This is a genomic window from Pseudomonas sp. AP42, assembly GCF_001728935.1.
GTDB classification, from domain to species: domain Bacteria; phylum Pseudomonadota; class Gammaproteobacteria; order Pseudomonadales; family Pseudomonadaceae; genus Aquipseudomonas; species Aquipseudomonas lactis.
Map to the genome: position 1 here is coordinate 1 of NZ_LYSO01000049.1, position 18540 is coordinate 18540.

An 18540-nucleotide genomic window follows, 5' to 3' on the forward strand; every position below is an offset into this window, starting at 1 on the left:
CGGGGCGCCTGAGATCAAGATCACAAGCAGATCAAGATCAAGAGCGACTCGCTTCGCATCGTGGTTACCGGTGGGTGCGGCGAACTGCACAGTTGTGTAGATACCTATGACCATCGCAGGCAAGCCAGCTTCCACAGAGGTTAGGTTTTTGAGTGATATCAATATGCTATTTTGGTATTTAAAATTTGATTTTTATACCTTTAAAGTTCGCGCTAGCTGACGTTATCCACGTCGGCACGGACTGCGCTCGCGGCATTACCCATGCGGCGATATGGACTGCACATGACCTTCGATTTCGCTTTTATCCTCAGCACCTTGCCGGCGTTTCTCAAGGCCGTGGGTGTGACGCTGCAAGTCGGCTTGATCGCTATTGCCACGTCTTTGATGGTGGCGCTGATCAACGCCGCGCTGCTGGTGTTTCGCACGCCGTACCTGTCGCGTCTGGTAGCGCTGTATGTGGAGCTGGCGCGTAACACGCCGCTGTTGATCCAACTGTTCTTCGTCTACTTCGCGCTGCCGGCCCTGGGGTTCAATATTTCCGGGTTCTGGGCGGCAATTATCACCATGACCTTTCTGGGTGGCGCCTACCTCACCGAGGTGCTGCGCGCCGGTGTGGAAGCGGTGCCGCTGGCGCAGATCGAGTCGGGCAAGTCCATTGGCCTGTCCGACTGGCAGCTGCTGCGCCATGTGATTCTGCCTCAGGCCGGCATCCTCAGCTTGCCGGCGTTGTTCGCCAATTTCATTTTTCTGCTCAAGGAAACCACGGTGGTTTCCGCCGTGGCGGTGCCGGAGATTCTCTACACCACCAAGAGCTACATCGCTCTCTACTACAAGACCTACGAAATGCTCGCCGTGCTGACGCTGATTTGCATGCTGTTGTTCCTGCCGTTGTCGCTGTTGCTCAGCCGCCTGGAAAGGAGGCTCCAGCATGGCCAGTTCGGGTCTTGAGTTGCTTTGGGTGTCGTTGCCGCAACTGGGCAAGGGCGCTGCGCAAACCCTGTCGATTTCGTTTTTGAGCATCGCCTTCAGTACGGTGGGCGGCGTGCTCTACGGCGTGCTGCGCACCTTGAATAACAATGCGATCAACGGCGTGCTGCGGGTCTACCTGGAACTGTTCCGCGCCATTCCGGTGCTGGTGTGGTTGTACCTGCTGTTTTTTGGCGCGCCGATCTTCTTCGGCCTGAGCATCCCGAGTTTCTGGTGCGCGGTGCTGGTGCTGTCGTTGTGGGGCGCCAGCGAGGTGGGCGAAGTGGTGCGTGGCGCGCTGCATTCATTGCCCCGTGGGCAGCGCGAAGCGGGCCTGTCGATTGGCCTGTCCGGCCCACAGTTGTACGGCTATGTACTGCTGCCCCAGGCCCTCAAGCGCATGACGCCGCCGACCATCAACGTGTACACGCGCATCATCAAGACCAGCTCCCTGGCGGTGCTGATCGGCGTGGTGGATGTGATCAAGGTCGGCCAGCAAATCATCGAGCGTACCTATGAGTCGGTGTTGATCTACGGCGCGCTGTTCCTGTTTTTCTTCTTTATCTGCTACCCGTTGTCAGCCGCCTCCAAGGTGCTGGAACGGCGCTGGGCCCAAGCATGAGCGCATTGATCGAGTTCCAGGGTTTCAACAAATTCTTCGGCGAGACGCAGGTGCTCAAGGGCATCGACCTGAGCGTGCAAAGCGGCGAGGTAGTGGTGATCCTCGGCCCCAGCGGTTGTGGCAAAAGCACCTTGCTGCGTTGTTTGAACGGGTTGGAGGTGGCCCACAGCGGCAGTCTGCGGTTTGCAAGCCTTGAGCTGTTGGATAAAACCACCGACTGGCGCCAGGTACGCCAGGACATCGGCATGGTGTTCCAGAGCTACCACCTGTTCCCGCACATGAGCGTGCTCGACAACATCCTGCTCGGCCCGCTGAAAGTGCAAAAGCGCGACCCCCGCGAGGCCCGTGAGCAGGCGCAAAAACTGCTGGAGCGCGTGGGCCTGGCCGACAAGCGCGACGCCTTCCCACGCCAGCTTTCCGGCGGCCAGCAACAACGCATCGCTATCGTGCGCTCATTGTGCATGAACCCCCAGGTCATGCTGTTTGACGAAGTCACCGCGGCCCTCGACCCGGAGATGGTCAAGGAAGTGCTGGAAGTGATCCAGGACCTGGCCCGCGATGGCATGACCCTGCTGATCGTCACCCACGAAATGGCCTTCGCCCGCGCCGTCGCCGACCGCGTGGTGTTCATGGAGGCTGGTCGCATCCTCGAACACAACACCCCCGAGGCATTCTTTACGAACCCGCAGACCGCACGCGCGCAGCAGTTCCTGGAGAAGTTCTCCTTTGTTTCAACACTGCCCAAAAAGATCAAGGAACTGGAGCTGATATGAAAAAGTTACTGCTGCCACTGTTTGCCGTCGCCTTGCTGGCCGGCTGCGATAAAAAGGCCGAAGAACCGGTAAAACCCGCGGCTGTGAGCTACATCGACAAAATCAAAGCGCGGGACAAGCTGATTGTCGGCGTGTTTACCGACAAGCCGCCGTTCGGTTTTGTGGACGAAGCCGGTCGCTATGTCGGCTTCGATACCGACATTGGCCGGCAATTCGCCAAGGACCTGTTGGGCGACGAAAACAAGGTGGAATTTGTCGCCGTGGAACCGGCCAGCCGCATTCCCTTCCTGCAAAGCGACAAGGTCGACCTGATTCTCGCCAACATGACCGTGACGCCTGAACGCAAGGAAGCGGTGGACTTCACCAACCCCAACCTGAAAGTCGCGGTGCAGGCCTTGGTGCCGAATGACAGTGCGGTGAAAAGCCTGGACGACCTGGCAACCCGCACCACCATCGTCACCACCGGCACCACGGCGGATATCTGGCTGACCAAGAACCACCCGGACTGGAAACTGCTCAAGTTCGAGAAGAACTCCGAGTCGCTGCAGGCGCTGTCGGCGGGCCGTGGTGATGCGTATGCGCAGGATAATCTGGTGTTGTTCAGCTGGGCCAAGCAGAACCCAGGCTACCGCGTGCTGGAAGAGAAGCTGGGGGATGAAGCGCCGATTGCCCCGGCGGTGAAGAAGGGCAATACCGAGCTGCGTGACTGGGTGAATGCCGAGCTGGCGAAGTTGGGCGAGGAGAAGTTTCTGCTCAAGCTTTATGACCAATATGTGCGTAAAGAGCTGAGCGACGACACCAAGCCTGAGAATGTGATTGTTGAAGGCGGTAAGTGGCAGGGCTGAGATCGCTATCGCAGGCAAGCCAGCTCCCACCTTTGAATGTATTCACACATCAAAATGTGGGAGCGGGCTTGCTCGCGAAGAGGCCAGTACAGTCACCGCCTACTCCGGCCAATGCCACGCCGGCGCATCCAAAATGCCCTGCCCCACAATCCGCGTTTCCCCCATCACCTTCTCCAACACAATCGAATTACATTCTTCATCCTGCTGCAACGCCGCAATCAATCGGCTGGCATGGCTCACCACCCATACCTGGCACTGCTTCGAGGCCTGGATAATCAAGCGCGCCAGTGCCGGTAACAAGTCCGGGTGCAGGCTGGTCTCCGGCTCGTTCAGCACCATCATGGTCGGCGGCCTTGGCGTCAGCAGCGCGGCGATCAGCAGCAGGTAGCGCAGGGTGCCGTCCGACAGTTCCGCCGCCGACAACGGGCGCAGTAAGCCTTCCTGATAGAACTCAATGGCAAAGCGTCCGCCCTGCAAGGGTTCGATATGCAACCGTGCGCCGGGGAAGGCATCACTGACCGCGTGCTGCAACGCCTCGACATCGCCCACTTCGCGAATCGTCTGTAACGCGGCCGCCAAGTCCCGACCATCGTGATGCAGTACCGGCGTGCGCGTGCCTAATTGCGGCTGGCGTACCGGCGCATCCACATCGCTGCGAAAGTGATCATAAAAACGCCAGCCACGGATGCTTTCGCGCAGCAGCAACACTTCCGGCGAACCGCGCAGGCTGCCGACCTGATCGAACAGGCTGTGATAGTTGGGCGTGTGCTGGGCCAGTACGTCCCAGGCGCGGCCATCACGGGCGCGTACCATCGGGCCCGAACGCTGCACCAACAGGCTGGCCGGGCGGTAGAGGGGGCCGGCCCATATACATTCCTTTTTAATTTCCGGGTCCAGTTTGAACTCGCTGCCGGGAACCGGGATGGGCATGCCCAGGGAGATGGCGTAGCTGAAGTCCTCCCCGGCAAAGCCCAGGCGCAAGCGTTTGACGCCTTGGGCAACCACGGCCTCCACCGGTACTTCGCCATTGCGCATGCGCCGGCTGATGTTTTCCGGCCCGGCCCAGAATGTGGAATCCAGCCCGCCTTCACGGGCCAGCGCATTGATCACCCCGCCCTGGGCGGTTTCGGCCAACAGGCGCAGGGCGCGATACAGGTTGGACTTGCCGCTGCCATTGGGCCCGGTCACCAGGTTCAGCCGGTCCAGGGGCACCACCAATTTGTTGATCGAGCGGTAATTGGCCACCGCGAGGGTTTTAAGCATGTGTATTTAGTCAGCGTGGGAACCATTGGAGTATGGGATCCTCCATGCAGATAAGGAACCCTGATCTAAGCTCACAGTCGCATACACACTTGAACGTCGGCATCACGCAAAAGGAGCCTGCATGGGCGGTCGCACCTCGACATTTATTTTCAGCCTTGGCCTCCTGGCGCTGCTCAGTGGCTGTGGCCAAGACAAGGCCGAGCCCAAGCAGCATTCACGGGTGTTCGTGCAAACGGTGCAGTCGGCGGATTTTGCCGCGGCGGTCACGTTGACCGGTGATATCCAGGCGCGGGTGCAAACCGATCTGTCCTTTCGCGTGGGAGGCAAGATCATCCAGCGCATGGTCGACGTGGGCGACCGAGTAACGGCCAGGCAAGTGCTGGCCAAGCTCGATCCTAAGGACCTGCAAACCAATGTCGATTCCGCCCAGGCTCAGGTTGTGGCTGAACAGGCGCGGGTCAAGCAGACCGCCGCCGCCTTCGTGCGCCAGGAAAAACTCTTGCCCAAAGGTTATACCAGCCGCAGCGAATACGACGCCGCCCAGGCCGCGCTGCGCAGCAGCCAAAGTGCCCTGGCCGCTGCCCAGGCGCAGTTGGCCAATGCCCGCGAACAATTGGGCTACACCGCGTTGATCGCCGATGCACCGGGGATCATCACGGCGCGCCAGGCCGAAGTCGGCCAAGTGGTACAAGCTACCGTGCCGATCTTCAGCCTGGCCCGCGATGGCGAGCGTGACGCCGTGTTCAACGTGTATGAGTCCTTGCTGGTGGAGCCGCCGCCCGACGCGCCGATTACCGTCAGCCTGCTGGACAACCCGAGCATCAAGGCCGTGGGCAAAGTCCGCGAAGTCACGCCCGCCGTGGCCGCCACTACCGGCACCGTGCAAGTGAAGATCGCCCTGCAAAGCCTGCCCAAGGGCATGGAGCTGGGCTCGGTGGTCAGCGCCACCGCCAATGGCCCGGCCAAGGCGAGCATCGAGCTGCCCTGGTCGGCGCTGACCAAAGACCTCAACGAGCCAGCCGTGTGGTTGGTGGACGGTGAAGGCAAGGCGCAGTTGCACAAGGTCACCGTGGCGCGCTACCTCACCGGCAAGGTGATCATCGGCGAGGGCCTCAACGGCGGTGAAAAAGTCGTGATAGCCGGTGGGCAATTGCTGCACCCCGGCATGGTCGTCGAGATCGCCCAACCCGGAGCGCAGCCATGAAGCAACTGACGCTCATTGTCGCCGCCAGCCTGTTGCTGGTGGCCTGCTCCAAGGAAGAGGCGCCGCCCGAACCCATACGGCCCGTGCTGTCCATGGAAGTGAAGGCTGAAGATCAGGAAAACCTCGGTCGTTTCGCCGGCACCATCCAGGCCCGCTATGAAAGCAACCTGGGTTTCCGCGTGCCTGGCCGCATCGCCCGCCGCGCCGTGGATGTCGGTGCCGAAGTGGAGAAGGGCGCCTTGCTCGCCGTGCTTGACCCCACCGACCAGCAGAACCAATTACGTGCCGCCCAGGGCGATCTGGCGCGGGTACAGGCGCAGTTCATCAACGCCCAGGCCAACGCTCGGCGGCAACAGGAACTGTTCAACCGTGGCGTCGGCGCACAGGCACAATTGGATGTGGCCCAGACCGACCTGAAAACCACCCAGGCGACCCTCGACCAGGCCCGCGCCTCGGTCAATCAAGCCAAGGACCAGCTCAACTACGCCGAACTGCGCACCGACCACGCCGGCATCGTCACCGCCTGGAATGCCGAGGCCGGCCAGGTGGTCAGCGCCGGCCAGCAAGTGGTGACCCTGGCCCGTCCGGACATCAAGGAAGCCGTGATCGACTTGCCCGCAGGCCTGGCTGAACGTCTGCCTGCCGATGTGGTGTTCCTGGTCGCCGGGCAATTGGACCCCAGCGTGCACACCACCGCCGTGGTGCGTGAGATCGAGCCTCAGGCCCAAAGCGCCACGCGCACCCGTCGCGCACGCCTGAGCCTGGCCGAAACCCCGCCCGCGTTCCGCCTGGGCACGGCAATCAGCGTGACGTTGAGCACCGCCATCGCCCCGCGCATCGAACTGCCCCTGAGCGCCTTGCAGGAAGTCGATGGCAAGACCCGCATCTGGCTGCTCGACACCCAGAGCCAGACCGTGCAACCGCGTGAGGTCACGGTCATCAGCCGTGATGCCCACAGCGCCTTGCTCAATGGCAGCGTCAAACCCGGCGAGCGCATTGTCACTGCCGGCGTGAACAGCCTGAAACCCGGGCAAAAAGTCAAAATCGACGAGGACAGCCCGCGATGAAAGGGAGCTTCAACTTATCCGACTGGGCCCTCAAGCATCAGTCCTTCGTCTGGTACCTGATGTTCGTCGCGCTGCTGATGGGCGTGTTCTCGTACATGAACCTGGGCCGTGAAGAAGACCCCTCGTTCACCATCAAGACCATGGTGATCCAGACCCGCTGGCCGGGTGCGACCCAGGAAGAAACCCTCAAGCAGGTCACCGACCGCATCGAGAAAAAACTCGAGGAACTCGACTCCCTCGACTACGTGAAAAGCTACACCCGGCCGGGCGAGTCCACGGTGTTCGTGTTCCTCAAGGACACCACCAGCGCCAAGGCCATTCCGGAAATCTGGTACCAGGTTCGCAAGAAGATCGATGACATTCGCGGCACCTTCCCCCAGGGCTTGCAGGGGCCGTCGTTCAACGATGAATTCGGTGACGTGTTCGGCTCGGTGTATGCCTTTACCGGCGATGGCCTGTCGATGCGCCAGCTGCGTGACTACGTAGAGCAAGTCCGCGCCGAGATCCGCTCGGTGCCGGGGCTGGGCAAGGTCGAGATGATCGGCCAGCAAGACGAAGTGATTTACCTGAATTTCTCCACGCGCAAACTCGCGGCATTGGGGATTGACCAGCGCCAGGTCGTGCAAAGCCTGCAATCGCAAAACGCCGTGACCCCCGCCGGGGTGATCGAGGCAGGGCCCGAACGCATCTCCGTGCGCACCTCCGGGCAGTTCGCCTCGGAGAAAGACCTGGCCAACGTCAACCTGCGCCTCAATGACCGTTTCTATCGGCTGGCGGACATCGCGGACATCAGCCGTGGCTATGTGGACCCGGCGCGGCCGATGTTCCGCTTCAACGGCAAACCGGCGATTGGCTTGGCCATCGCCATGCAGAAGGGCGGCAATATCCAGTCGTTCGGCAAGGCCCTGCACGGGCGCATGGACGAGCTGACCGCCGACCTGCCGGTGGGCGTCGGCGTGCACAAGGTCTCCGACCAGGCCGAAGTGGTGGAAGAGGCCGTCGGCGGCTTCACCAGCGCATTGTTCGAGGCGGTGATCATCGTGCTGGTGGTGAGCTTTATCAGCCTCGGCATGCGCGCCGGGTTGGTGGTGGCGTGCTCGATCCCGTTGGTGCTGGCGCTGGTATTCGTGTTCATGGAATACAGCGGCATCACCATGCAACGCGTGTCGCTGGGCGCGTTGATCATCGCCCTCGGCCTGTTGGTGGATGACGCGATGATCACCGTGGAGATGATGATCACGCGCCTGGAAAAAGGCGAAACCAAGGAGCAGGCGGCGACTTACGCCTATACCTCCACGGCGTTCCCGATGCTCACCGGCACCCTGGTGACCGTGGCCGGCTTCGTGCCGATTGGCCTCAACGCCAGTTCGGCGGGCGAGTACACCTTTACCCTGTTCGCGGTGATTGCCGTGGCGATGCTGGTGTCGTGGGTGGTGGCGGTGCTGTTTGCGCCGGTGATCGGCGTGCATATCCTCAGCGCCAATGTGAAACCGCACAACGCCGAGCCGGGGCGCATTGGCCGTGCCTTCAATGGCGGCATGCTGTGGGCCATGCGCAACCGTTGGTGGGCGATTGGCATCACCGTGGCGCTGTTCGTGGCTTCGGTGTTTTCCATGCAGTTTGTGCAGAATCAGTTCTTCCCGTCGTCGGACCGTCCGGAAATTCTCGTCGACCTGAACCTGCCGCAAAACGCCTCGATCAACGAGACGCGCAAGGCCGTTGACCGCCTCGAAGCGATCATCAAGGACGACCCGGACATCGCCCGTTGGAGCACCTACATCGGCCAGGGCGCGATTCGTTTCTACCTGCCGCTGGACCAGCAGCTGGAAAATCCCTACTACGCGCAACTGGTGATTGTGAGCAAAGGCCTGGAAGAGCGTGGCGCCCTGATCGCCCGCCTGCAACAGCGTCTGCGCGATGATTTTGTCGGCATCGGCAGCTACGTGCAGCCGCTGGAAATGGGCCCGCCGGTCGGGCGGCCGATCCAGTACCGCGTGTCCGGCAAAGACATCGACCAGGTGCGCAAGCACGCCATTGAACTGGCGACCTTGCTGGATCAGAACACCCACCTGGGCGAGATCATCTACGACTGGAACGAGCCGGGCAAAGTGCTGCGGGTGGACATCGCCCAGGACAAGGCGCGGCAATTGGGGCTGTCGTCGGAAGACGTGGCGCAGTTGATGAACAGCGTGGTCAGCGGCGCGGCGGTGACCCAGGTGCACGACGATATCTACCTGATCAACGTGGTCGGCCGCGCCGAAGATGCCGAGCGGGGCACCCCGGAAACCTTGCAGAACCTGCAGATCGTCACGCCCAACGGCACCTCGATTCCACTGCTGGCGTTTGCCACCGTGCGTTACGAGCTGGAGCAGCCGCTGGTGTGGCGCCGTGACCGCAAGCCGACCATCACTATCAAGGCCGCCGTGCGCGATGAGATGCAGCCGACCGACCTGGTCAAGCAGTTGGCGCCGACCATCGAGAAATTCAGCGAAGGCTTGCCGGTGGGCTACAAAGTCGCCACTGGCGGCACCGTGGAGGAAAGCGGCAAAGCCCAGGGGCCGATCGCCAAGGTGGTGCCGTTGATGCTGTTCCTGATGGCCACCTTCCTGATGATCCAGTTGCACAGCGTGCAGAAGATGTTCCTGGTAGCCAGCGTCGCGCCCTTGGGGCTGATCGGCGTGGTACTGGCGTTGATCCCCACGGGCACGCCCATGGGCTTTGTGGCGATCCTGGGGATCCTGGCGTTGATCGGCATCATCATCCGCAACTCGGTGATTCTGGTCACACAGATCCACGAGTACGAAGAGGCCGGCTACACGCCGTGGGATGCGGTGGTGGAAGCCACCGAACACCGGCGTCGACCGATCCTGCTGACGGCCGCCGCCGCGAGCCTGGGCATGATCCCGATTGCGCGGGAAGTGTTCTGGGGGCCGATGGCCTACGCGATGATTGGTGGGATCATCATTGCGACGTTGCTGACGTTGCTGTTTCTGCCGGCGCTGTATGTGGCCTGGTACAAGATCCGCGAGCCGAAACAGGAACATCAGCCACAACAGGATTAATTCTGAGAGAGGACTGTCAGTTAAGCGCAGATCCCCTGTGGGAGCGGGCTTGCCCGCGAAGGCGGTGCGTCAGTCGCAGCATCTGTGACTGAACTGTCGCTTTCGCAGGCAAGCCAGCTCCCACACTTGGATCTTCATTCTGGTTGAGGCTGTGTGAAGCTTCTGAAAAATCCCCATGTCGTCCTGGCTCACTACTGCATGCTGTACCCTCTGGTCCTCATTCCAGACCCAGGTCGATCCTCATGCAGTGCCTGCGTTTCACCTTGCTGTTTTGCGCGTTGCTCCTTGCATCGCCTGCCTTCGCCGCCACCGTACTGGAAAACGCCTTATGGCGCGTCGAAGTCGACCCCGCCACCCTGGCGCTGCGCGTGACACCCGCAGGCCAAGCCTCGGTGCAGGCCTCCAGCGGTGTGGCGGCGCATGCCGTCAGCCAATTGCAGAACACCCCCGACCAGGCCACTTGGCAATGGGACAACGGCGCCTATCGCCTGAGCGCCCGCCTGGAACAGCGCGACCTGGCCTTGACCATCAACGCCCGCGCGCCCGGTGAGCTGGCCCTGCTGCGCCAGCCCGCTGAGGCCATGGGGCAAGGGTTGATCTGGCCCTTGGCCGAGGGGCATTACGTGCCTGCCGGCAATGCCCTCTGGAAGGCGTTTCTGCTGGAGCGCGATGAGCTCAATACCACCCAGGACCTGAGCCTGCCGCTGTGGGGCTTGGATCACGCTGGCTTCACGTTGAACTGGTTATTGACCAACCCCTACAACAACCGCTTGCAATGGCACGCCGACGGCAACGGCCTGGCCCTCTCCGCGTCCCATGAGTTCACCCCGCTGGCGCCTGACGCGCCGATGACGCTGCGCCTGTACCTGGGCGATGCCGACCCGATGGCCGGCGCCAAGCGCTACCGCCAGTGGCTGGTGGAGCAGGGCCGCTATGAACCGTTGGCGGACAAGCTGCGGCAAACACCCGAAGCCCAGAAACTGCTGGGCGCCAGCCATGTGTACCTCTGGGACAACGGCCTGCTGGCTTTGGGCGATGTGCGTGATTGGCCAACACTGATCAAACGGCTGCGCAGCCATAAACTCAAGACGCTGATGGACAAAGAGAGCGCACAGCTGCTGGCGAAGCCCACTGCATTGAATCTCTATGAGCAAACCGTGCTGCTGCGCGGCCTCAATGCGGCGATCAACACCAAGGCCCGGCAGGCCTGGCAAGTGCAAGAGCCAGACATGACCCGCCTTGCCGCCCGCTATGGCGAGCTGCGCAGTGAACTGGCCGTGGACTTTGCGGGGGCCTTGAGTGACAGCCCGCAAACCTGGGGCAGTAGCGCCATTCAAACCCTGCGCGACGCTGGGCTGCAGCGTCTGCTGCTGACCTTGGGCGAAGGTTGGGAGGGTGGCCTGTGGCATCCCGAGGCGATTCGCGCCGGGGTGGAAGCCGGCTTTCTGATGGCGCCTTACGACTCCTATGAAACGGCCCTGTCCGCCACCGAAAATCCCGATTGGACCACTGCCCACCTGGGCGCCAAGGCCTATCGTGACTGCGCGATCGTGCTGAAAGACGGCAAGCTGAAAACCGGCTTCCAGAAGTCCGGCCATTACACCGACCCGCGTTGTGTACGGCCGCTGCTGGAGGCGCGGGTGAAGGCGGTACACGCCAAGGCTGGCTTCAATGCCTGGTTTCTCGATGCCTACGCCACCAGCATGCTGTTCGACAGCTACCGCAGCGACGCCAGCATGACCCAGGCGCAAAACGCCGAGGGCAATATCGACGCCTCTCGCTGGATCAACACCGTGCCGAAGCTGGTCACAGGCTCCGAAGACGGCAACGCCATCACCGCCCAGGGCATCCTGTTCGCCCACGGCATGCAGACCCCGGTGATCGGCTGGGGCGACCGCGAGATGACCCAGGACCCGCAGTCGCCGTACTTCGTCGGCAACTGGTACCCAACCGAGCAACCGGCGGTGTTCTTCAAATCAGTGCCGTTGAAGGAGCCGTTTCGCACGGTGTATTTCGAGCCGACGATGCGCCTGCCGTTATACCAGGCGGTGTTCCATGGCTCGGTGATCACCACCCATCATTGGCTGTTCGACAGCCTCAAGCTGAGCAATGTGCGGGGCGACAATGAACTGACCCAACTGCTCTACAACGTGCCGCCGCTGTATCACCTCAGTGCGGCGACGCTCAAGGCGCGGCTGCCGATTATTCAGCGTCAGGACCGTTTTTTCCGGCCGTTGCACCAGCGCTTGGCGACCCAGGCGATGACTGATTTTCGCTGGCTGAGCGCAGACAAGCAGGTGCAGCAAACAACCTTTGCTGACGGGACGCGGTTGGTGGCGAATTTCTCGGCGGAGGAAAAACAGGGGTATGCCGGGCGCAGTATCACGGTACTGGCGGAGGGGGAGGAGCCGGTGGTGTATCAGGTGAATCGGTAGCGTCTGTGAGGTCTTCGCGAGCAAGCCCGCTCCCACAGGGGATCGCATTCCAAAATGTGGGAGCGGGCTTGCTCGCGAAGGCGTCAGCCCGAACAACACAGCACTAAACTTTACGCCACACACTCGCCAACCAAGGCTGCTGTTCCCGCGGCAACCCGGCCGGCCGGTAGTAATGCTCCAGCTCTTCAAACCCGGCCGCAATCAGCAAGGCCTGCCACGCCTGCAGGTCGTGATAAGACCCATACCGCGGCCCATTCCAGCCCTCTTGGTTCTCGCCCCGAGGGTTGGAGCTGAACAGCACGCCCCCAGGCTTCAACGCGCCGTGCAGCTCTTTGAGCACTCGTGGCAGTTCCTGCTTGGGAATATGAAACAGCACCGCATTGGCAAACACTCCATCGAAGCGTTCGGCGGGCAGGTCCAGCTTGAGAAAGTCCTGTTGCAACACTTCACAGCCGCTGTCTTCGCGGGCCATCTGCGCAAAACGCTCGGAGCCATCCAGGCCCACGGCGATATGCCCCATGCGCGTAAACGTCTGCAAATCCCGCCCCGGCCCACAGCCGAAATCCAGCACGGTAAACGGCGGCGTGCCCTGGATATGCCGCAGCAGCGCGTCGATGTTCTGGCTCACATCGTGATCGCGGGTGCCTTCACGAAAGTCTTCGGCCACCTTGTTGTAATGGCCCAGGGTGGCGGCGGTGATCTGGTTGAGGTCGTCGGGAGCAAGTTTCATGGCATGGCGCACGGCTGCGGCTGAGGTAGGGGGACTATACCCCGGCCCACTCTTGAGTTGAAAACCGTGTATCCGCTGTAGGGCGCTTCACGGCGGTCGCAGTGCGCGCATCCGACAGACCGCCACGGGAAATTGTGGGTAAGATTCGGCCCTCATTTGCAGAGGGTTATACATCCATGGAAGAGGAAAAACGTTCACCCGTTGGCAACGACACCGCACCGAACAAGGTCGACCAATACGCCACGAGATTGAGCAATGGCTTGCTCTGGCTCAATGAGCGTGCCTGGCCGCTGACGGTGGGGATTCTCTCGGTGGCCGGCCTGTACCTGTACCAGTACATCCAGATGGAAAAGGTGCCGCTGAGTATCTTGTCGGCATCGGCGTTCACCGCATTGCCGGCGATGTTCGCCATGTTGGTATTTGTGATCGGCATGATGGGCGCGTCGATCCTGGTGCCCACGTTCATCTTGTTCACGCGCCTGAACGGCACCGGTGTGCGCCTGAGTGATCAACTCAATCTCAGCCCGCAGTCGCCGCAAGAGACGGCCCAGCACCGGCGGTTACTGGGGCATTGGGCGGCCAGCCTGTTGGTGATGTTTGTATTCTGGATGTCCGCCGTGTACCTGTCCGTGAACGCCGAAAGTGGGCTGTTGCTGACGCTCAGTTGGATCGTGGCGATCATGGCGGCGGTAGTGGCCTATGTCGGCATCATCATTCGCGCCCGGCCCGCCCATGTTGCCCTGCGTGAGTTGTCCGGCGAGTTCTGGCTGGCCAGTGCTGGTGCCGGGGTGGTTCAAATGGTGGTCATTTTGATGGTGACGGTGCCGGTCTCCCGCGCCTTCAGCGAGTACTCCGACAGCGCCGTGTTCTTTGCGCCGTTCATGGCCGCCGAAATGGCCGTGCTGTTTCTGATTCAGGGGAGCGCCGCCTGCCTGGTGGTGCGCATGCGCGTTCAGAAAAACCCGGTGGCGTTCGCCTCATTGGTGGCCTTTGCCCTCATCGTTTTACTCGGGCTGATCCCGGCGAGTGGGGCCAAGTTGGGCGGCCTGCCGCTGCAAGGCTCCGCCTCGGGAGGGCGCGTTTGTACGTTGATGACCTGGGCGGCAGAGGCCAAGGTCCCCAGCGTGCTGGTAGACGCCGACAGCCCCAAGCGCAGCGTGAAACTGCGGGTGATGGCCGACTCGGATGGCAGCTACATCGTGCGGCCCTGGCAGGCCAAGGACAAAACCATCACCTTCGTGCCCCGCGCCAGCGTTGCCCAGCTGGATGAGTGCCCGTGAGCTAGCGGGTTTCCAGGCGGGCAGAGCCCACTGGCCTCACCTCCTGCATCGAACGGTTATCGGTTCGAGAGCTGACCCAAGAAAAACCGTTTTCCCCGGCTCGGACAACGACTGCGAAGTTCTGTGGCACAACGAATGTCGGTGCAGAAGAAATGGGTGTGGCTGCTGCATTTTCGTTTACGGTAGCGAACAGCACGAAGACGGCCGACACGAAGCCGCTGGAAGTCATGAGGTTTGGCATGTGCTGAATCTCCTAGGTCGAATGTGTCGAGTATTAAATGGTGTTTGAGCTCGTAAGCATCCCTTTCAGTAAAGTTTTACCGCCACAGCTTGAACGTCCTGCTCGCTATCAACGTTCTGACCAGCGGCATAATTCCCGCTTTGGGAAACGGCCTTGAGCGCACTGTTTCGGCCACCTTCAATTGCTTCAAGGCAGTTGTATTTGGCAGGATTTTCACCGGAGGCAGGATGCCAGATACATCCGACTGTGTACTGAGCATCATTAGTCCTGTTCAGAGCCACCGTGTTGTTGTCAGCAATGCTGAATGCCTGGGTCCATGTTTTCGGTGGAGGCTCAATCAGCTGGATACCCAATATTCCGGCAGGAGGAATCCACGTGAAATAGCTGGTCCTGCCGTCGTTATCCTTGCGCTCTACCAGGGCAATTCCGTTGCTATTGATTGCGCGTCCATAGTTCATGGTGCCGATTGCCAGATTCAGAGTCAGCGGAGCCGACGTGGGTGTATTCCAGACTGCTGTTCGGGCCGGGTTGGCATTGGTGTTGGGATACTCGCAAAAGCCTATGGATTGTAGGGCGTTATTGAGGCCAGTGACCACGCAATGGTTGGCCCCGGTAGCGAGGGGCAAGGATGTCACGGTATAACCAGTGGCGTTAGCCTGCGCTATTTTAGGAATGGGAATGCCGTCGTTGCCTGGACAATTCATGGCAATGCTAGGGTAGCCACTCATGAGAACATTGTTGATGTCCACCGGGGAACATCCGTCGTTGTATCCAGCCAGTCCAATCAGCGATGAGTAAACTCGCTTGGGCGTGTCGGTTCCAGCGAGCCACACAATGGTGGAGAACTCCTTGCCGTTGCTACTGATGCTTGATCCAACCATATCGCCACGCTGATTGAACGCGGTAATGATGGTCTGCACATCAGCAGCGCGTAACAATGTGCCAGGAAGCGGTGCGAGCGCTGTCGCACTGCCCGGTGTGGTGACGTTCCACGTTACGGCTGTGACGCCATTATTGGCATTCTTATAGGTGCCACTAATCCAGCTGCCGTTGGAGACAGCGTTGGCGTAACAGGGTTGGCCCGCAACCAGTGACGCCAACGCCACCTGTGAATCTGCTGTGTTCACGTTCGACACCCAGGGAATATTGTTGGCGCTGGAGCTGGGGGGAGAGCAGTTGCCGACAGCAATAGCGTTGTCGTTGATGCTGGTGGTTTCGCACTGCCCAGCCATAGGCCCCAATTTGACGTACTGGGCAGCATTGGCCGTCAATGCAAGTACACTCGCCAACAGGCTACCCGCAATTTTCATTAGGTGTGCTTTCATCATCAGTCCGTCCTTGGGGAAACATTCACGGTCTGATTAGATATACAAAGAACATGGTCAACAACTGTCATAGTTGACAGGTATGAACGCGCACTCAGCGCTTGTTCAATGTCCGCGCCAGTCGATCCCCGCTCAGTTGGATCACCGCCACCAGCGCCACCAGCAGCACAATCACCGTGAGCATGATCTGCGTATCGAAGCGCTGGTAGCCATAGCGGTAGGCAATATCGCCCAGGCCACCGGCACCAATCGCCCCGGCCATGGCCGATGAGTTGATCATGGTCACCAGGGTGATGGTGAAGCCGCCGACGATGCCGGGCAACGCCTCGGGCAGCAGCACATGCCAGATGATGTGCCAGCGGCGGCAACCCATGGCCTGCGCGGCTTCGATCAGGCCATGGTCGACTTCGCGTAGGCTCACTTCGGCGATGCGTGCAAAGAACGGCGTGGCGGCGATGGTCAGCGGTACCACTGCCGCCCAGACGCCATAGGTGGTGCCGACGATCAGGCGCGTGAACGGGATCAGCGCCACCATCAGGATCAGGAACGGAATGGAGCGGAACAGATTCACGAACGCTCCCAGCACGCGGTTAAGGGCCGGTGCCTGGTAGATGCCGCCCTTGTCACTGGTGACCAGGAACACTGCCAGCGGAATACCCACCAGCAACGCGATCAGCGACGACACCCCCACCATCAACAAGGTGTCGATGGCGCCCTGCACTAAACGATCAAGCCACATAGCCCAGCACCTCCACCTGTTGTGCCCAATTGGCCGCGCGTTTGCGCAGTTCTTCGCCGTTGTGCGGCGATGCATTCACTGCCAGCAGCAGTTGCCCCAAGGCATGCCCCTGGATGCGTTCCACGCCGCCTTGCAGCAAGCGCACGCGGCCACCGAGGGCGCTGAACAGCGCCGCGAGGTCTGGCTCCAGGCTGTCGCTGCCGGTGAACTGCAAGCGCAGCACCAGTGCGGCGTCGGCCGAGGCGGGCGTGGGTTGCAGGCGGCTTTGCAACTCTGGCGGCAAGCCGTGTTGCAGGGGGGCGAGCAGGGTCTTGCTGACCTCATGTTGCGGATCGCCAAACACCTGCCACACCGGGCCTTGCTCGACGATACGCCCGTGTTCGAGTACCACCACGCGCTCGCAGATGTCGCGGATCACCGCCATCTCATGGGTGATCAGCACGATGGTCAGGCCCAGGCGCTGGTTGATTTCGCGCAGCAGGCCGAGGATCGACTGGGTGGTTTCCGGGTCGAGGGCCGAAGTGGCTTCGTCGCACAGCAGAATCTCGGGGTCGTGCACCAGCGCGCGGGCGATGCCGACGCGCTGTTTCTGCCCGCCGGACAGCTGCGCCGGGTATGCCTTGTGTTTGTCTTGCAGGCCTACCAGTTCCAGCAGTTCACGCACCTTTCGCGCGCGTTGTGCCTGGGGCACACCGGCGACCTTGAGCGGCAACTCGACGTTCTGCCACACGGTCTTGGCCGACATCAGGTTGAAGTGCTGGAAGATCATGCCGATGCGTCGGCGCAGCGCCACCAAGTGGTCCTCATCGAAGCCGCCGATGTCTACCTGGTCGATCAGCACGCGTCCGCTGCTGGGTTGTTCCAGACGGTTGATGGTGCGGATCAGCGACGACTTGCCGGCTCCGCTACGGCCGATGATGCCGAACACTTCGCCACGCTGGATCGCCAGGTCAATGCCTTGCAGCGCATGCACCGTGCCGTCATAGGTTTTGCCCAGGTTGATGAACCGCACGTGGGCGCGGTTCAAGTCCGGGTGCAGTTCAGTCTGTTCGGCGTGGCTGGGCGCGTGCTCCAGGTCGCGCAAGCGGGCGTTGGCGGCACTCATGGTTTAGCTTCCCAGCCGACCTGGTAGAGCTTGCCGAGGGACTTGTCCAAGGCCGCACGCACTACCGGAGAGTGCTGGTAGATATCGACGAACTTGATCACCCGTGGGTCGGTTTTGCTCTTGGGCTGGATCACGAACTGAATCACGTATTCCGGGTGGTCGAGGCCGTCGAACAGCAGCGCCGACTCGGCATCGAAGGTCTTGGACAGGCGGATATACGCGGGGTAGCCCTGCACCAGATCGGCGTCGTCATAGGCGCGCACCAGTTGCACCGCTTCCACTTGCAGGATCTTGATGTTTTTCGGGTTGGCGACGATGTCTTCTTCGGTGGCCTTGTAGCCCACGCCCGGCTTGAGGGTGATCAGCCCGGCCTTGGCCAGCAGTTGCAGGCCGCGACCGCTGTTGATCGGGTCGTTGGCAATCGCCACGCTGGCGCCTTCGGGCAGCTCGTTAACGCTTTTGTATTTTTTCGAATACAGCCCGACGTTGTTGATGATGCCCGGCGCGTACGGCACCAGGTCAAACCCGGCGGCGGCCTTGGCGTTTTCCAGGAAGGGGATGTGCTGGAAGTAGTTCACGTCGATATCGCCGGCGGCGAGGCTGACGTTGGGCGCGATCCAGTCGGTGAACTCCACCAGTTCGACCTTCAGGCCCTGCTTGCCGGCTTCTTGTACGGCGGCTTCCAGCGGAATGGCGAAGGCGGCGGTGGTGCCGATTTTCAGCGGGGCGTCGGCGGCAAATACCGCCGAGCTGAATAAGCCAAGGGCCAGAGCCAGTGCTTTGACTGGGTTGTTGAGCAATGTCTTTTTCATAGTCGATTTCCATTGTAGGAGCGAGCTTGCTCGCGAAAAACTGGAGGGCGCCTCGGCATACCAGGCGGCCC

At 61.2% G+C, this 18540-nt stretch carries 15 protein-coding genes; 9 read left to right on the forward strand and 6 right to left on the reverse strand.

What is annotated here, in order from left to right:
- Window positions 1–282: 282 nt before the first annotated feature.
- Genes A7K61_RS17690 through A7K61_RS17705 form a run of 4 tightly spaced genes read left to right on the forward strand, consistent with a single transcriptional unit; the run spans window position 283 to window position 3206 of the window.
- Window positions 283–948 (forward strand): amino acid ABC transporter permease, encoded by a 666-nt coding sequence (locus tag A7K61_RS17690; protein WP_069558037.1) that lies wholly within the window; start codon window positions 283–285, stop codon window positions 946–948.
- The gene (locus A7K61_RS17695) at window positions 929–1588 is read left to right on the forward strand and encodes an amino acid ABC transporter permease (RefSeq protein WP_069558038.1); all 660 of its coding nucleotides are present in this window, start codon (window positions 929–931) and stop codon (window positions 1586–1588) included. The genes A7K61_RS17690 and A7K61_RS17695 overlap by 20 nt, the downstream gene beginning before the upstream one ends.
- Complete coding sequence (locus A7K61_RS17700) at window positions 1585–2361, forward strand: amino acid ABC transporter ATP-binding protein (protein ID WP_069558039.1); 777 nt, start codon at window positions 1585–1587, stop codon at window positions 2359–2361. The genes A7K61_RS17695 and A7K61_RS17700 overlap by 4 nt, the downstream gene beginning before the upstream one ends.
- Window positions 2358–3206: a transporter substrate-binding domain-containing protein gene (locus A7K61_RS17705; protein WP_069558040.1), complete on the forward strand. Its 849-nt coding sequence runs from the start codon at window positions 2358–2360 to the stop codon at window positions 3204–3206. The genes A7K61_RS17700 and A7K61_RS17705 overlap by 4 nt, the downstream gene beginning before the upstream one ends.
- A gap of 99 nt (window positions 3207–3305) precedes the next feature.
- On the opposite strand, the gene A7K61_RS17710 is transcribed toward A7K61_RS17705, so the two are convergent.
- The gene (locus A7K61_RS17710) at window positions 3306–4469 is read right to left on the reverse strand and encodes an AAA family ATPase (RefSeq protein ID WP_003187620.1); all 1164 of its coding nucleotides are present in this window, start codon (window positions 4467–4469) and stop codon (window positions 3306–3308) included.
- A gap of 121 nt (window positions 4470–4590) precedes the next feature.
- Between A7K61_RS17710 and A7K61_RS17715 the strand changes: the two genes are divergently transcribed.
- From A7K61_RS17715 to A7K61_RS17730, 4 genes are all read left to right on the forward strand, one after another.
- On the forward strand, window positions 4591–5673 hold the full coding sequence (locus A7K61_RS17715; RefSeq protein WP_069558041.1) for an efflux RND transporter periplasmic adaptor subunit: 1083 nt from the start codon (window positions 4591–4593) through the stop codon (window positions 5671–5673).
- Window positions 5670–6740 (forward strand): efflux RND transporter periplasmic adaptor subunit, encoded by a 1071-nt coding sequence (locus A7K61_RS17720; protein ID WP_044270439.1) that lies wholly within the window; start codon window positions 5670–5672, stop codon window positions 6738–6740. Before A7K61_RS17715 ends, A7K61_RS17720 begins: the two co-directional genes overlap by 4 nt.
- Complete coding sequence (locus A7K61_RS17725; RefSeq protein WP_032894148.1) at window positions 6737–9802, forward strand: efflux RND transporter permease subunit; 3066 nt, start codon at window positions 6737–6739, stop codon at window positions 9800–9802. Before A7K61_RS17720 ends, A7K61_RS17725 begins: the two co-directional genes overlap by 4 nt.
- 242 nt (window positions 9803–10044) lie before the next feature.
- Window positions 10045–12237 (forward strand): glycoside hydrolase, encoded by a 2193-nt coding sequence (locus A7K61_RS17730; protein ID WP_069558042.1) that lies wholly within the window; start codon window positions 10045–10047, stop codon window positions 12235–12237.
- Between the two features lie 103 nt (window positions 12238–12340).
- Here the strand turns inward: A7K61_RS17730 and A7K61_RS17735 are convergent, their stop codons facing one another.
- The gene (locus tag A7K61_RS17735) at window positions 12341–12967 is read right to left on the reverse strand and encodes a bifunctional 2-polyprenyl-6-hydroxyphenol methylase/3-demethylubiquinol 3-O-methyltransferase UbiG (RefSeq protein ID WP_069558043.1); all 627 of its coding nucleotides are present in this window, start codon (window positions 12965–12967) and stop codon (window positions 12341–12343) included.
- Window positions 12968–13143: 176 nt separating this feature from the next.
- Between A7K61_RS17735 and A7K61_RS17740 the strand changes: the two genes are divergently transcribed.
- Entirely contained in the window at window positions 13144–14247 is a 1104-nt protein-coding gene (locus tag A7K61_RS17740) for a hypothetical protein (protein ID WP_069558044.1), read from the forward strand.
- 306 nt (window positions 14248–14553) lie between these two features.
- Here the strand turns inward: A7K61_RS17740 and A7K61_RS17750 are convergent, their stop codons facing one another.
- The 4 genes from A7K61_RS17750 to A7K61_RS17765 all read right to left on the reverse strand — a co-directional run bounded on the left by A7K61_RS17750 (window position 14554) and on the right by A7K61_RS17765 (window position 18469).
- Window positions 14554–15816 carry a hypothetical protein gene (locus tag A7K61_RS17750; RefSeq protein ID WP_069558045.1) on the reverse strand — a complete coding sequence of 421 codons (1263 nt, stop codon included), beginning with the start codon at window positions 15814–15816 and terminating at the stop codon, window positions 14554–14556.
- Between the two features lie 91 nt (window positions 15817–15907).
- Window positions 15908–16552: a methionine ABC transporter permease gene (locus tag A7K61_RS17755; RefSeq protein WP_069558046.1), complete on the reverse strand. Its 645-nt coding sequence runs from the start codon at window positions 16550–16552 to the stop codon at window positions 15908–15910.
- On the reverse strand, window positions 16542–17657 hold the full coding sequence (locus tag A7K61_RS17760; protein ID WP_069558047.1) for a methionine ABC transporter ATP-binding protein: 1116 nt from the start codon (window positions 17655–17657) through the stop codon (window positions 16542–16544). Before A7K61_RS17760 ends, A7K61_RS17755 begins: the two co-directional genes overlap by 11 nt.
- On the reverse strand, window positions 17654–18469 hold the full coding sequence (locus A7K61_RS17765; RefSeq protein ID WP_044270449.1) for a MetQ/NlpA family ABC transporter substrate-binding protein: 816 nt from the start codon (window positions 18467–18469) through the stop codon (window positions 17654–17656). The genes A7K61_RS17760 and A7K61_RS17765 overlap by 4 nt, the downstream gene beginning before the upstream one ends.
- Window positions 18470–18540: the final 71 nt, after the last annotated feature.

Coding starts and splice junctions, on each gene's coding strand:
- A7K61_RS17690 (WP_069558037.1), top strand. CDS start 283: ATGACCTTCGATTTCGCTTTTATCCTCAGCACCTTGCCGGCGTTTCTC.
- A7K61_RS17695 (WP_069558038.1), top strand. CDS start 929: ATGGCCAGTTCGGGTCTTGAGTTGCTTTGGGTGTCGTTGCCGCAACTG.
- A7K61_RS17700 (WP_069558039.1), top strand. CDS start 1,585: ATGAGCGCATTGATCGAGTTCCAGGGTTTCAACAAATTCTTCGGCGAG.
- A7K61_RS17705 (WP_069558040.1), top strand. CDS start 2,358: ATGAAAAAGTTACTGCTGCCACTGTTTGCCGTCGCCTTGCTGGCCGGC.
- A7K61_RS17710 (WP_003187620.1), bottom strand. CDS start 4,469: ATGCTTAAAACCCTCGCGGTGGCCAATTACCGCTCGATCAACAAATTG.
- A7K61_RS17715 (WP_069558041.1), top strand. CDS start 4,591: ATGGGCGGTCGCACCTCGACATTTATTTTCAGCCTTGGCCTCCTGGCG.
- A7K61_RS17720 (WP_044270439.1), top strand. CDS start 5,670: ATGAAGCAACTGACGCTCATTGTCGCCGCCAGCCTGTTGCTGGTGGCC.
- A7K61_RS17725 (WP_032894148.1), top strand. CDS start 6,737: ATGAAAGGGAGCTTCAACTTATCCGACTGGGCCCTCAAGCATCAGTCC.
- A7K61_RS17730 (WP_069558042.1), top strand. CDS start 10,045: ATGCAGTGCCTGCGTTTCACCTTGCTGTTTTGCGCGTTGCTCCTTGCA.
- A7K61_RS17735 (WP_069558043.1), bottom strand. CDS start 12,967: ATGAAACTTGCTCCCGACGACCTCAACCAGATCACCGCCGCCACCCTG.
- A7K61_RS17740 (WP_069558044.1), top strand. CDS start 13,144: ATGGAAGAGGAAAAACGTTCACCCGTTGGCAACGACACCGCACCGAAC.
- A7K61_RS17750 (WP_069558045.1), bottom strand. CDS start 15,816: ATGATGAAAGCACACCTAATGAAAATTGCGGGTAGCCTGTTGGCGAGT.
- A7K61_RS17755 (WP_069558046.1), bottom strand. CDS start 16,552: ATGTGGCTTGATCGTTTAGTGCAGGGCGCCATCGACACCTTGTTGATG.
- A7K61_RS17760 (WP_069558047.1), bottom strand. CDS start 17,657: ATGAGTGCCGCCAACGCCCGCTTGCGCGACCTGGAGCACGCGCCCAGC.
- A7K61_RS17765 (WP_044270449.1), bottom strand. CDS start 18,469: ATGAAAAAGACATTGCTCAACAACCCAGTCAAAGCACTGGCTCTGGCC.